The sequence below is a fragment of the Actinoplanes sp. NPDC026619 genome, from assembly GCF_040638295.1.
Taxonomy (GTDB): Bacteria; Actinomycetota; Actinomycetes; order Mycobacteriales; family Micromonosporaceae; genus Actinoplanes.
Map to the genome: position 1 here is coordinate 152,452 of NZ_JBEZYA010000005.1, position 13,477 is coordinate 165,928.

13 protein-coding genes are annotated in these 13,477 nt (G+C 71.1%); 10 read left to right on the forward strand and 3 right to left on the reverse strand.

What is annotated here, in order from left to right; all coding sequences use genetic code 11:
• Nucleotides 1-139 precede the first annotated feature (139 nt).
• From AB0E90_RS13635 to AB0E90_RS13665, 7 genes are all read left to right on the forward strand, one after another.
• Entirely contained in the window at nucleotides 140-724 is a 585-nt protein-coding gene (locus tag AB0E90_RS13635; protein ID WP_360403672.1) for a suppressor of fused domain protein, read from the forward strand.
• 172 nt (nucleotides 725-896) lie between these two features.
• Nucleotides 897-2,489 carry an ABC-F family ATP-binding cassette domain-containing protein gene (locus tag AB0E90_RS13640; RefSeq protein ID WP_360403674.1) on the forward strand — a complete coding sequence of 531 codons (1,593 nt, stop codon included), beginning with the start codon at nucleotides 897-899 and terminating at the stop codon, nucleotides 2,487-2,489.
• 4 nt (nucleotides 2,490-2,493) lie between these two features.
• Nucleotides 2,494-3,435: a tyrosine-type recombinase/integrase gene (locus AB0E90_RS13645; RefSeq protein WP_360403676.1), complete on the forward strand. Its 942-nt coding sequence runs from the start codon at nucleotides 2,494-2,496 to the stop codon at nucleotides 3,433-3,435.
• Between the two features lie 54 nt (nucleotides 3,436-3,489).
• Nucleotides 3,490-4,326 (forward strand): undecaprenyl-diphosphate phosphatase, encoded by an 837-nt coding sequence (locus AB0E90_RS13650; protein WP_360403678.1) that lies wholly within the window; start codon nucleotides 3,490-3,492, stop codon nucleotides 4,324-4,326.
• The gene (locus AB0E90_RS13655) at nucleotides 4,323-5,225 is read left to right on the forward strand and encodes a DUF3626 domain-containing protein (RefSeq protein WP_360403680.1); all 903 of its coding nucleotides are present in this window, start codon (nucleotides 4,323-4,325) and stop codon (nucleotides 5,223-5,225) included. Before AB0E90_RS13650 ends, AB0E90_RS13655 begins: the two co-directional genes overlap by 4 nt.
• Nucleotides 5,186-5,719, forward strand: coding sequence for a GNAT family N-acetyltransferase (locus AB0E90_RS13660; RefSeq protein ID WP_360403682.1), 534 nt, complete (start codon nucleotides 5,186-5,188; stop codon nucleotides 5,717-5,719). The genes AB0E90_RS13655 and AB0E90_RS13660 overlap by 40 nt, the downstream gene beginning before the upstream one ends.
• Before the next feature lie 17 nt (nucleotides 5,720-5,736).
• Nucleotides 5,737-6,234, forward strand: coding sequence for an NUDIX domain-containing protein (locus tag AB0E90_RS13665; protein WP_360403684.1), 498 nt, complete (start codon nucleotides 5,737-5,739; stop codon nucleotides 6,232-6,234).
• Here AB0E90_RS13665 and AB0E90_RS13670 read toward each other — a convergent pair.
• Nucleotides 6,231-6,710: an NUDIX domain-containing protein gene (locus AB0E90_RS13670; protein ID WP_360403686.1), complete on the reverse strand. Its 480-nt coding sequence runs from the start codon at nucleotides 6,708-6,710 to the stop codon at nucleotides 6,231-6,233. The two genes, AB0E90_RS13665 and AB0E90_RS13670, sit on opposite strands and share 4 nt — an antisense overlap.
• 190 nt (nucleotides 6,711-6,900) lie before the next feature.
• On the opposite strand from AB0E90_RS13670, the gene AB0E90_RS13675 reads away from it, so the two are divergent.
• Both AB0E90_RS13675 and AB0E90_RS13680 read left to right on the forward strand, forming a co-directional pair.
• On the forward strand, nucleotides 6,901-8,412 hold the full coding sequence (locus AB0E90_RS13675) for an acyltransferase family protein (protein WP_360403688.1): 1,512 nt from the start codon (nucleotides 6,901-6,903) through the stop codon (nucleotides 8,410-8,412).
• Between the two features lie 229 nt (nucleotides 8,413-8,641).
• Nucleotides 8,642-8,986 (forward strand): YnfA family protein, encoded by a 345-nt coding sequence (locus AB0E90_RS13680; RefSeq protein ID WP_360403690.1) that lies wholly within the window; start codon nucleotides 8,642-8,644, stop codon nucleotides 8,984-8,986.
• Nucleotides 8,987-9,005: 19 nt separating this feature from the next.
• On the opposite strand, the gene AB0E90_RS13685 is transcribed toward AB0E90_RS13680, so the two are convergent.
• Nucleotides 9,006-10,403 (reverse strand): fatty acid--CoA ligase family protein, encoded by a 1,398-nt coding sequence (locus AB0E90_RS13685; protein ID WP_360403692.1) that lies wholly within the window; start codon nucleotides 10,401-10,403, stop codon nucleotides 9,006-9,008.
• Nucleotides 10,404-10,411: 8 nt separating this feature from the next.
• A complete protein-coding gene (locus AB0E90_RS13690) occupies nucleotides 10,412-11,941 on the reverse strand; it encodes an NAD(P)-binding domain-containing protein (RefSeq protein ID WP_360403694.1) in 1,530 nt (509 codons plus the stop codon).
• A 63-nt stretch (nucleotides 11,942-12,004) separates the two neighbouring features.
• Here AB0E90_RS13690 and AB0E90_RS13695 point away from each other — a divergent pair, with 63 nt between their 5' ends.
• Complete coding sequence (locus tag AB0E90_RS13695) at nucleotides 12,005-13,465, forward strand: aromatic amino acid ammonia-lyase (RefSeq protein ID WP_360403696.1); 1,461 nt, start codon at nucleotides 12,005-12,007, stop codon at nucleotides 13,463-13,465.
• Nucleotides 13,466-13,477 lie beyond the last annotated feature (12 nt).

Here is a 13,477-nt window from a genome sequence, read left to right on the forward strand (position 1 = left end):
CGGGCAGGCAGCCACGGTGCGCAGGGAGGGCAGTCACCGCGTATGACGGAGGAGGGCCGGCCACAGCTTCGACCCCGGGCCGGCGCGAAATCGGGGTTGTCATTCTTCGGAGTGACGGGTGTCCGGGCATGATCAATGGGTGGCGGATCTGATCGAGCACCTTGAGTCGTTCCTCGGAACCATGTCGGGCGCCAGCCGGGGTGACGACAGCACGCCACCGGGAGTGCAGGTCGCCTGGTTCCCCAATTCGCCGTTCACCGGGGTGACGACGCTGGTGACGGTCGGTTTGTCGCGGCGCCATCTCGGCCTGCCGGGCGGTGGGTCGGTGCACCAGGAGCTGATGATGCATGTGCCGAACGGCGACTATCCGGCGCAGGCGGCCGGGTTGCTGTTCCAGTTGGCCGGGGAGATGGTGCGCCGCGGGTCGGCGTTGCGGCCGGCGCAGTTGATCGGGCCGCGGGGGCCGCTGTTCCCGGGCAGCCGGCTGACCGCGATGGTCGCGACCAGCCCGGTCTATCTGCCGGAGGGTTTCGCCGTCTGCCGGGGCGGGGAGTCGGCGCCGGTGGTGCTGGCCTGGCTGGTGCCGATCTCCGGCGGGGAGGCCGAGGTGATCCGCCGGGACGGCTGGGCGGCGCTGGAGGAGATTCTGGTGGCGCAGGATCCGAACCTGGCGGATCCGGGCCGGCCCGAGGTGGCGCTGACCGGTCGTGGGAGTGGGCGGTAATTCGGGTTGCGGGCGGCGCCGGGGGCGGGCAGGGTTGTCGTCGGAACTGTTGTCGAGCCTGGGAGCGGCATTCTCCATGTGATAGCGACTCCGCGTTTCGTGGCGTCACCGGTCTGACCGACGTGCAGGCCTGAGGCGTACCCCTGTCGGTGTCTGCTCTGGGAGTTGGTCCTTGCTCAAGGCTGTTTCGCTTTCTTTCGCCTACGACGGTGATCTGCTGTTCTCGGGTTTCGATCTGGTGCTGGGTGACGGCGACCGGGTCGGGGTGGTCGGGCCCAACGGCGCCGGCAAGACGACGCTGTTGCGGTTGCTGGCCGGTGAGCTTCTGCCGATGAGTGGGAGCGTCACGTACGGGCCGGGCACGCGGGCCGGTTATGTGCCGCAGCAGATGCCGGATCCGGCCGGCACGGTCGGGGAGTTCCTGGCCGGTGGTCTGGGTGAGCTGGCCGAGGTGACGGTGGCGTTGCGTGCTCTGGAGGCGCGGCTGGCGGCCGGCGACGACGTGCTTGCCGAGTTCGGGGCGGTGCAGGAGCGGTGGACGGCGCTGGAGGGCTGGTCGGCGGAGTCACGGTTGGTGGAGATCCGGCAGCGGCTCGACATCGCGGAGCTTCCGGACGATCTGCCGTTGTCGGCGGTCAGTGGTGGGGAGCAGGCGCGGTTGTTGCTGGCGCGGGCGTTGCTGGACGAGCCGGATCTGCTGCTGCTGGATGAGCCGACGAATCATCTGGATGCCGACGGGGCGGCCTGGTTGCAGGGCTGGCTGCAGGCGTTCCCGGGTGGGGTGCTGGTGGTCAGTCACGATCGGGCTTTCCTGGATGCGACGGTGTCGCGGGTCGTGGAGCTGGACGGCATTCATGACGAGCCGCAGGACTATCCGGGTGGGGGTTACACGGCGTACCGGGCGGAGAAGCAGCGGCGGTGGGAGAAGCTGTTGTTGGATTTCGAGGCCCAGGAGAAGGACCGCCGGCGGTGGGAGGCGGACATCGAGCGCACGAAGGAGCAGGCGCGCGGGGTCGAGACGGCGCGGGGTCTGGGGGCGGCGGCGCCGCACCTGAGGCGGGTGGCGAAGCTGGTGGCGCGTAAGGCGAAGGTGCGGGAGCGGCGGTTGCGCCGGCAGATGGAGTCGGTGCGGTGGATCGCCCGGCCGGCGTCGCGGCCGCCGTTGACGCTGAGTTTCCCGGTCGATGTGGCGGAGGCCGGCGAGGTCGTGGTGAAGGTGCGCGACGTGCGGGTGGCCTTTGGATCGAGAGTGCTGCTGGATGGCGTCGACCTGGATGTGCGGCGCGGTGACCGGATTCTGGTGACCGGGCGCAACGGGGCGGGCAAGACGACGCTGATGCGGGCTCTGGCCGAGCGTGGGGGCGAGGTGGTCGGGGTGTTGCCGCAGACCGGTGACGGGTTGCGGACGGACGCGACGGTGATGGAGTTCTTCCGGCAGCGGGTTCCGGTGTATGTGGACGATGCGGAGAAGTTGCTGCTGGGGCATCAGTTCGGTCCGGATCAGTGGGACTCGCGGACGCGGAGTTTGTCGGCGGGGGAGTTGCGGCGGCTCGTTCTCGCCGTACTCGTCAATTCGCCTGCCCGGGTTTTGATCTTGGATGAGCCGACGAATTTCCTGGATTTCGACGCCCTGGATGTGGTGGAGGAGGCGTTGCGGCGGTTCCGGGGGACGGTGATCACGGTGACGCATGACCGGTATTTCGCCGATGCGGTGGGTTATGGGCGTCGCTGGCATGTCGCGGACGGCCGGGTGCGGGAAAGCTGAGAGCATGGTCGGCATGCAGGTGGTGCCGAGGCAGGGTGGCGGTGCGGTTGCCGGGCTGGGTGCGGCCGAGCAGGTCACCGAGGCGTGGCTGGCGAACCGGCGGTTGTCGGAGCACACCCGGGCGGCGTACCGGCGGGATGTGGCCGGGTGGCTGGCGTGGTGTGCCGAGCGTGGGCTGGATCCGTTGCGGGCGTCGTTCCTGGAGGTGAACGCGTACGCGCGTGGTCTGGAGGCGCGGAAGCTCGCGGCGGCCACGGTGGCGCGGAAGTTGTCGGGCCTGTCGAGTTGGTACGACTTCCTGCTGAAGTTGTCGGCGGTGGACCGTAATCCGGTGGGTGGCGCGGACCGGCCGTATGTGGATCGGGATCATTCGGCGACCGTGGGCCTGGCGCCGGAGGAGGTCGATGCGCTGCTGGCGGTGGCCCGGGAGGCGGGGCCGCGGCATCGGGCGGTGGTGACGCTGCTGGCGGATCTGGGTTTGCGGGTGGGCGAGCTGGTGGGCCTGGACCGGGCCGATGTGGGTGTGGAGCGCGGGCACCGGACGGTGCGGTTCGTGGGCAAGGGTGGCCGTCCGCGGCGGCGGGTGCTCACCGAGGATGCGGCGGCGGCGCTGGACGACTACCTGGCGTCGCGGGGTAATGGTGACGGTCCGTTGTTCACCACGGCGTCGGGTGGGCGGATCGATCGGCATGCGGTGTTCCGGTTGATCCGGCGGCTGGCGCGGGAGGCGGGGATCCCGGCGGCGGACCAGTTGTCGCCGCACTCGTTGCGGCATGCGTTCGCGACGGCGGCGCGGGCCGAGGGCGTGGCGCTGGAGGATGTGCAGGATGCGATGGGTCATGCGGATCCGCGCACGACCCGGCGGTACGACCGGGACCGGCACAACCTTGATCGTGATCCGGCTTACACGCTGGCGGCGGCGCGCGCCCGCCGCCGTGAGGGGTGACGCGTCCCCCTATGCTTTCGCGCGGTCAGGGTTTCGGGGCGAAGGCGGTCAGTGGTGAACATTGTCGAAGCAGTGCTGCTGGGGGCGGTGGAGGGTTTCACCGAGTTCCTCCCGATCTCCAGCACCGGTCACCTGACGATCGTGGAGAAGCTGCTCGGCTATGAGATCGATTCGCCGGACATCACGGCGTTCACCGCGATCATCCAGTCGGGTGCGGTGTTCGCGACGCTGATCTTCCTGTGGAAGGACATCGTCCGGATCGTTCCGGTGTGGGTGAAGGGGCTGTTCAGCAAGGCGGCGCGGGAGAATCCGGACTGGCGGTTCGGCTGGGCGGTGATCATCGGGACGATTCCGATCGGGATCGTCGGGTTGACGTTCCAGGATCAGATCGAGACGACGCTGCGGAGTCTGTGGTTCGTGGCGGCGGCGCTGATCCTGTGGTCGGGGGTGATGGCGTTCGCCGATCATGCGGCCACCCAGGTGCGGCACGAGGGTGACACGACCTGGAAGGACACCCTGATCATCGGTACGGCGCAGTGCCTGGCGCTGATTCCGGGTGTGTCGCGGTCGGGGGCAACGATGTCGGCGGGTCTGCTGCGTGACTTCGACCGGGTGACGGTGACGAAGTTGTCGTTCTTCCTGTCGATCCCGGCGCTGTTCGGGGCGACGATCCTGCAGGTCCACGACGAGGCCGGCAACATTTCCGCGGGTGTCGGCTGGGTCAACACGATCACCGCGACGGTGGTGTCGTTCATCGTGGGTTACGCGGCGGTGTCGTGGCTGCTGAAGTTCATCTCGAAGCATTCGTACAGCATTTTCATCGCCTACCGGGTGGTGCTGGGTTCGCTGCTGATGGTGTTGCTCGCGACCGGCGCGATCGCGGCGAAGTGACCTCGCCGGCCGACCGGGCTCTTGCTCATGTGCGGGGGTTGTTCCCCGCGCCGGGCCCGTTCGGCCGTGCGCCGATCACGGTGAGTTTCCACCCGGATCGGCTGCTGGCGGACGGGTCGACGGTGGCGGCGCGGCTGGCGGCCGAGGGTGTGTATCGGACGCAGTTCGAGACCGGGATCTCCAACGGCGGGCTCGGCGGGGATCGGCCGGCCTGGGAGGAGCGGATGTTCCCGGGGGTCTACGCCGGTTCGGTAGGGCGGCCGGTCTACGGGGGTCTCAACCTGGCGGGGTATCCGGACGGGGCGTCGCCACGGTTCGGCAGCTGTCATCTGATGCTGCGGCCGGAGGTGTCGGGGCGGGCGACGTTCAGTCACGGCGACAGTGTGACGTCACCGGCGGTGGTGGGGACGGCGGATGCGTTCGGTGCGGTGTGGGCGGCGTTGCTGGCCGAGGTGACGGAGCGGGGGCAGGCGCTGAATCTGCCGGCCGTCACGCCGGAGGCCTGGGTGGCGGCGCTGGACGCGCCTCGGACGGCGGCGGGCCGGGCGCTCGACGACTACGTGGAGGCGCAGATCCACGGCGGGGTCACTCTGAGCGCGGATGTCGCGGCGGTCGTTGCCGATCCTTCCTTCCGGGGTACGGCGTACGAGCCGCTGCTGCGTTCCCTCGCGCCGGAGTTGCGGTGGTCGCCGGGGTTTCGTCTGGCGCCGGGCGCGTTCCCGGCCGGGCTGCGGGGCGACGAGGTGCCGCCGCTGGCTGCGGAGATCGCCGAGACCTACGGGGTGGCGGAGCTCGACGCCGAGGTGATCGGACGGGCCGCCCGCGGGCCTGCTTCCCGGCTGCAGCTCATCAAATATCTGTGGCACATCCTGGTTCTGCTGGGCCGGCCGGCGTGCTGACCGAGCGGATGTCGCTGCGCCGGCCGCTGCTGTCGGATGCGGACGCGGTGCTGCGCATCCACTCCGACCGGCTCGCCTGCGAGCACAACCCCGGCGACATGATCTTTTCCCGTACGGAGGCGGTCGTGCGCTGCCGGGCCTGGATCGCGCACTGGGAGCGGCACAGTTTCGGCTATCGGGTGCTGCGGCGGCGGGACTCCGAGCACGTGATCGGCTTCTGCGGGGTGAAGCTGATGCGGCTGCCCGGTCACGGCCTCACCGTGCTGAACCTGTTCTACCGGCTCGAGCCGGCCGCGTGGGGGTTCGGGCTGGCCGGTGAGGCTGCGGTGGCGGTGGTGGGGTCTGTTGCCGGGCAGCCCTATCCGGTGATTGCCCGGGTGCGGCCGGGCAACGTGGCGTCGGCTCGGGTGGCGGCGCGGGCGGGGCTGTCGCGGGCGGAGCATCTGGACACTGCCGGCGAGGACGGGATCGACTGGGTCTGGGCCTCGTACTGATCGAATAGGGTTGGTTCGTGGCTGTTCCCGCGTACGTCAGCAAGCTGCGTAACCACCTCGGACCGGAACTGATCCTGTTGCCCGGCGCCACCGCCGTCGTCTTCGACGACGGCGGGCGGGTGCTGTTGATCCGCCGTGGTGACAACGGGCAGTGGTCGCTGCCGTCCGGGATGGTCGATCCGGGGGAGCAGCCGTCGGATGCGGCCCTGCGGGAGTTGTTCGAGGAGACCGGGATCGTCGCCGAGATCGAGGCGGTCGGTGGGGTCGCGACGCATCCGGTGGTGTATCCGAACGGGGATCGCTGCGAGTACATGAACGTGTGGTTCCGGTGCCGGGCCGTCGGGGGTGTGTTGCGTGCCGACGGCGACGAGTCCCTCGAAGTGGGCTGGTTCGCGCTGGATGCGCTGCCGCCGCTGGATGAGTGGGGGCTGTTGCGGCTGTCGGCCGGGCCGGGCTGGTTCCATCCGGCCGGGGCGGCTCCGCATCCGGCGCTGACCAGGCCGGATGCCCTCTAGGTCGTTGGTGGCGGGAACCAGACCGGGGCGATCGGGTCGGCCGTGGTCTCGATGCGCAGCAGGGTGCGCTCGCCCAGGCCCTCCGGCAGAGTGTCCGGGGCGAACCAGCCGACCTCCAGGGATTCGACACCGTCGGGGCGGGCCTCGCCGCCGACCGCCCGGCACCGGAACCACACGGTCAGATATTGGCAGTGGTCGCCGTTCGGGTACACCGACTCGTGCATGCCGACGCCGGCGAGCCGCTCGATCTCCGCGACCACGCCGGTCTCCTCGAAGATCTCCCGCAGGGCCGCGTCGGCCGGCTGCTCACCCGGCTCGATCATGCCCGCGGGCAGCGCCCACCGGCCGTCGTCACCGCTGCGCATCAGCAGGATGCGGCCCTGGTCGTCGCGCACCACCGCGCCGGCGCCCGGCAGCAGGAGAAGGTCGTGGCCGACGTGCGCGCGCAGGTCGGTCACGTAGGGGGAGGCGGGCATGCCCGTCAGGTTATCTGCTGTGTCGGCTGACAGCCCGGCCACAGCGAATGCCAAAAAAGGGGTCATAGCGTGACGCCGCGGCTCTTCCCGGCCGCCGGGGTCGTGCTGGCTGATCCCCGACCCTGCTCGTGCCCGGGAGGGCGCTGTGGCTCAACCTGTGGTTCCACCCACCCGGGACCGATATTTCGACGTGCTCAGAGTCCTGGCGATCCTGCGCGTGTCGGTCTTCCACATGTTCCCGTTCGTCATCCTGGAACTGGCGTTCCCCTCGATGGGCGTCATGTTCGCCCTGGCCGGCTCCCTGATGGCCAACTCGCTGGCCAGGCAGCCCAACCCGCTGAAGGTGATCCGCGGGCGGGTGCGGCGCCTGCTGCCGGCCCTGTGGGTGCTGGGCGCCGTGGTGGTGCCGGCGATGTTCCTGGTCGGCTGGGAGCAGAAGCCGCCGCTCTGGCACCTGATCAGCTGGCTGGTCCCGTTCGCCGACCCGCCGTCGAGCACCTGGGGTCTGCAGGCCGCCGAGGTCTTGTGGTACCTGGTGACCTACCTGTGGCTGGTCATGCTCTCCCCGGTGCTGCTGTGGCTGTACAAGCGGGCCCGGCTCGCCACCGTCCTGCTGCCGATCGCCGCGATGGCCGCGCTGACCGTGTGGCCGATCTGGCCGGCCGACGCCATCGAGGAAGTCGTCACCGACGTGCTCGTCTTCGCCGCCTGCTGGATCATCGGCTTCGCCCACCGCGACGGCACCCTGCGCCGCATCCCCGCGATGGTCGTCGTCCCCCTCGCCGCCGCGTGCGTGGCCGGCAGCGTGTACTGGTCGCACACCCACCCCGACGCCGGCGGGCTGAAGTACATCCCGGTCGCCTACGCGATCTACAACATCGGGTTCGTGCTCGCCCTGCTGCGCTGGAGCCCCTCCATGAACTGGCTGGGCCGCCGCCCCGGCCTCACCAAGTGGGTGTCGCTGATCAACGCCCGCGCCGTGACGATCTACCTGTGGAACAACGTCGCCATCGCCCTGTGCTACCCGGTCGGCGACGCCCTGGAGGTGTGGCGCCTCGGCAAGTACTTCGAGGTCGGCTACGTGCTGATCGCCCTGGGCCTGCTGTGCAACGCGGTGCTGATCTTCGGCTGGGTGGAGGACATCGCCGCCCGCCGCAAGCCCCGCTTCCTGCCCTGGCCCAGCCCGGCCGCCGCCACCCGCCCGGCCACGCCGCCGGTGTCACCCGCGGCGATGCCGGCGCCCGCGATGGCCGACACCGCCGAGCTGGTCGGCGCCACCGCCGGCGGCGCGTTCGCCCGGGACCCGTCCGGCGCAGTCCTGGCCGGCGGCCCCTTCGGTGCCGGCGTCCGTACCGGTGGCGCAGTCTCGAGCGGCCCGAGCGGGCGTGGGATCAGGACGCCGGAGGGTGTGCCGGTGGTGCGCGGTCCCCTCTCGACCATGCGTGACCGGCGGCCCGGTGCCGGCCGGGGTGTGGGTATGAATCCAGGCGCGGGCCGGGGCGCGGTGGGAAACACGGCGTGGGGTTCCGCGCCGAATGCGTCGCCGCCGGGGCCGGGAGCTACCGGCCGAGCCGGGATGCCCTGGGATCAGCCACGGCACCGCAGCGGCGGCGAGGAGGCCACCGAGCAGTTCCCGGCGCCGCCCGCCCCGAACGGCCGCCCGCGCAACTCCCACCGCCGGCCACCCGCGGGCCCGGAATGATCCGCCCGGCGGGGCCTCGTTGCGGTGGCGGCTCGACCCCGCGGCCGGGACCACGGCCCGGGATCTGGCCGCCCGGGAGAGTTCGTGCTGCTCGTTCTTCACGTTCACCTTCGCAGCGGACGGCGATCGGCTGAATCTTGACGTGCAGGTGCCGGTTGCGCGGGTGGCGACTGCGCCTGCAGCACCCCGTGAACCTCGGCGCCGGCCTCCTGCGGATACCGTGCCGGCTGTGATCATCGCCCGCTCGCTGCTGCTGTTCGTCCTGGCCGCGCTCGCCGAGATCGGCGGCGCGTGGCTGATCTGGCAGGGCTGGCGGGAGCATCGCGGCCTGTGGTGGATCGCCGCCGGCGTGATCGCCCTCGGCGCCTACGGGTTCGTCGCCTGCCTGCAGCCCAGCCCCGACTTCGGGCGCATCCTCGCCGCCTACGGTGGCATCTTCGTCGCCGGCTCCCTGGCCTGGGGCATGGTCGTCGACAAGTTCCGCCCCGACCGCTGGGACATCATCGGCGCCGCCATCTGCCTGATCGGCGTCGCCGTCATCATGTACGCGCCCCGCGGCACCACCAACGCCTGACGGCTCGGCGGTCGCCGGATCAGGCCGGCCGGCCCGTCGGGGTGAGCAGTGCCGGTTTGTCGGGCTTGCCGGCGGCGGTCAGTGGGACCTGGTCGATCAGGGTGAGCGTTTTGGGTGTGGCGGAGCCGTGGACCAGCGCCCGCAGCGTCTCCGGGTCGGGGTGTGTGCCGGGGACCGGCACCACGAAGGCGTGCACCGCCTCGCCGGTGTCATCGTCCGGGGCGCCCACCACGTAGGCCTCGGCTACCTCCGGGTGGGTGGCCAGTGCGCGTTCCACGGCGCCGGCGTAGACGAGTTCGGCGTGGACGAAGATGACGTCGCGGGCGCGGCCCACCAGGCGCAGGCGGCCCTGCTCGTCGAACTCGGCCAGGTCACGGGTGCGGATCCAGCCGTCGGCGAACACCGTTGCCGTCTCGGCCGGGTCCTTCCAGTAGGACGACGCCTGCGCCGGGGTCCGGGCGTACAACTCGCCGTCGCGCAGCGACAGCTCCACCGCGGACGGCGGCCGGCCCACCGTCCGGAGCCCGTCCGCGACCACCATGTCGGACGGGGTGAGCATGGCGATCATGCCGGTTTCGGTCTGGCCGTAGCCGTGGAAGATGACCGGGCCCAGCACGTCCAGGGCGGTTTGCAGGCGGCCCGGGTCCAGTGGGGAGCCGGACACCATCAGGGCCTGCAGGGTGCTCAGGTCGGACGGGCTGGTCTGCTGGTCGCGGACCAGCTGGTGCAGGCGCCCCACGGTGATCACACCGGCGGTGGCCCGGTGGCGGGTGATCGCGGCCGGGTAGCCGGGCGGGCTCGCCGTGACCAGGGTGCCGCCGGCAGCCAGGGACAGCACGCCGTACTCGAGCATCACCTGGCTGGTCAGTGAGCCGAACACCAGGTAGCGGCCGAGGCGGCCGGCCAGGTCGCGGATCGCCGGGGGCCAGCGGTCGGGGTGGGCGGCCCAGGCGGCGGACATCGCGGCGTACGTCTGCACGCAGCCCTTCGGGTGGCCGGTGCTGCCGCTGGTGTAGATCACCCGGGCCGGGTCGGCCGGGCGGCCGGCGGCGCGCAGGCCGGCGCCGTCGTCGGGGGAGCGCAGCAGGGCGGTGAGGCGGTGCTGGTCGAGGACGGTGGCGTCCGCCTCGGCCAGGACGTCGGGGAACTGGTCGGTGCGGCAGGCCACCACCCGGGCGCCGACCGCGAACGCGGCGATCACCGCGGCGAACGCCTCCGGGTCGACGCCGAGCGCAGGCAGCAGCCCGTCACCCGGGCGCACGCCGTCGGCTCGCAGGCCGGCCGCGATGCGGCGGATCAGCGACGACATCTGCGTGCCCGACACCGCGCGGGCGCCGTGCTCGAACACGGTGCGGTCCCCGGCCGTCTCGAGCAGGTCCACTACGGCCTGCGGCCACACCTCGGGGTCTGTTCTCATGTCGACGGTCAGCCAGCGTCGGCCAGGACGGATTTGATGAAGGCGGCCAGCGGCTGCTGGTGGACCGGGGGCAGGTTCCACTCGTTTTCCAGGTTCTCGGCCAGGTGGTGGGTGGCCACCAGCTCGCCGTCGCGGTAGGCGCGGACCACCGGGTGCAGGTAGCTGGCGCCGGCGGCGGCCTCGGGGTCGTTCTCGGCGACGCGCGGGACGGTGATGTCGAACGGGTCGACCTCGTCGTGGTGCGGGCCGTATTCGAGGGTCACGGCGAACGCCAGGCCGGCGCGGTGCTCGTCGCGGAAGTACGCCACCGGCACCTCCTGCAGGTAGGCGGCCGCGGCGCCGTCCACCCGGACCACGTCGGCGAGGACGGCGAACTGCTGCCACAGCGCGGACGTGCGGTTGATGCGGGCGATCACCGCGTCGGTGATCGCCTCCGGGGTCGCTTCGAGCGGCGTCGACGGCCAGGGCCGGCCCGCGTGGCGGGCGCCGAGGATGCGGTGCAGCGCGCGGGCGCCGTACCGGAAGCCGTGAATGAAGCCGTTGGTCGACTTCTTGAAGTCGCGCTGCTGGGTGATCGTGCCGGCGAAGTACAGGCCGGGCACGTTCACGGACTCGAACGCCGGGGTCTGCTCGGGGAACCGGTCGTTGATCGCCAGCGCCGGGCGGCACGATGCGTCGAAGATGGCGGCGTCGAACGCGAAACCCGTGCACGCGATGATCCGGTCGTACTCGAGCTCCCTGATCTTCTCGGCCGTACGGGCATATTGGAACCGCACCCGGAAGCCGCCGCCGTCGCGTTCGGCGATGTCCAGGATGGTGCCGTCGAGGACGGCGTTCTGCGATTTCAGCTGGTAGGTGTCGAGGAAGTTGTTGTTGACCGCCCGCAGATGCCCGACGTAGTGGGTCTGCCAGGACAGTTTGATCGAGTGCGGGCCGGCCACGTGGATCACCGCCGCGGTGGGGATGAGCGCGTCGGCGGTCTCGAACGCCGAGTTGCCCTTGCCGATGATCAGCACCCGCTGGTTGACGAAGTCGGCCGGGTCGGTGCTGACCGTGTCGTAGGACTCCACAAGGGCGATACCGGGGATGTTGGGAATGTGTAGACGGGACACGCCGGTCGCCACGATCACCCGCCGGGCGGTGCACACAAAGGAACCGGCGGCCACCTCGAAGAGGTCAGAACGGCGGGACACCGACGTGACCCGCGTGTCGAAGCGGATCCGCAACCCCGACGCCACGTCACCGAGATAACGCACGAGATCGTCGGCGGCCGGGAAGTACTCGCTGCTGTAGTCCCGGAACAACGGGGCGTCCAGCAGCGAGTTCCAGTCCGACCGCAGATTGAACTCAGGATCGTCCGACCCGGTCCACACCTTGTTGATCGAGATGAGCTGCCGGTGCCGTGGATACGTGCGGAAGAACGTGCCCGCGCCCGCCCCGGCTTCGAGCACGAGATAGTCGTGACCGTCGCGCTCCAGCAGGGACGCCAGCTGCAACCCGGCCGGACCCGCCCCGATGATCAGGTAGTCGTGCGTCATGCGCGGCACCGTATCCGGGCGATTTCAGAGGGTTCTGAGATTCCGTCCCTAACGTCCGCAACCATGAACCTCGCCGCTCCGCTGCGCCCCGCCGACCTGGCCGCCGCCGCCCACCCGATCACTGTCACGCTCGGCGAACAGCAGCGCGGCGTGCTGGAACGGGGCCGCGAGTTCCTCACCGAGGTCCTCGGCGACGACCGGGCCGTCTACGGCAGCACCACCGGCTTCGGCGCCCTGGTCGGCTACGCCGGCCGTGCCGACCTGCGCGACCAGGCCGACAACACCCTCGCCCACCTCGGCGCCGGTCAGGGCCCCGACCTCGACCCGGCCCTGGTCCGCGCGACCATGCTGGTCCGGGCCCGGTCCTTGGCGCAGGGGGCGTCCGGGGTGTCCCCGCACGTCGTCGACGCGCTGGTCGCGATGCTCGCCACCACGTTCGCCCCGGCCGTGCCACGGTTCGGGTCGGTCGGCGCGAGCGGCGACCTCATCCCGCTCGGCGCGGCGGCCCAGGCTCTGCGGGGGCGCGGACACGCGTACGTCGAAGGACACCGCATGCCGGCCGCCGAAGCCCTCGCGAAAGCGGGTCTGGAGAAGCTGCCACTGGACGGCCGCGACGCCCTGGCCCTGGTCAACGGCACCTCCCTGACCACCGCGGCGCTGACCCTGGCCGCCGCCCGCACCCGGGCCGCCCACCGGGCCCTGCAGGACCTGACCTGCCTGCTGGCCGACCTGCTCGGCTGCGACCCCCAGTTCCTCGACGACCGCCTGATCCGCCGCTACGCCCACCCCGGCGCGATCACCGTCGCCGAAACCATGCGCACCACCCTGACCGGCGCCGTCCCCAGCGGAACCAGGCCGCTGCAGGAGCCGTACAGCATCCGCTGCTCCCCGCAGCTGCTCGGCGCCGCCGAGGACGCCCTGCGCTACATCGACCAGGTCATCGCCGCCGACCTCGAAGGGGTCAGCGACAACCCGCTGTTCTTCCCCGGCGACGACACCGTCGTGCACGGCGGCAACTTCTTCGGCCAGCCCGCCGCGTTCGCCGCCGACCTGCTCACAGGAGTCGAAGCCCAGCTGGGCAACCTGGCCGAACGGCAACTCGACCTGCTCGTCGACCCGCACCGCAACGGCGGCCTGCCCCCGATGCTCGCCGCCGGCCCCGGCCAGCAGCACGGCCTGCAAGGCGTCCAGCTCGCGTCGACCGCGCTGATCGCCGAGATCCGCCGCGACGCCATGCCCGCCGGCATGCAGAGCCTGCCCACCAACCTGCACAACCAGGACGTCGTCCCGTTCGGCACCCAGGCCGCCCTGCGCGCCCTCGACCAGGCCGCCCTCCTGCAACTGATCTGCGGCTCCCTCGCCCTGGGCCTGCGCCAAGCGGTCCACGTCGGAGCGCGGCGCCCCACCGCCGCCGGCACCGCCACGCTCCTGGAAGAGCTGGAAACAATCCCGCCGATCGACCCCGACCGGCCCCTGGAGCAGGACGTACGCACGGCCACGACGATCTGCTGCGACCGATACTGATATTTCTCTGAT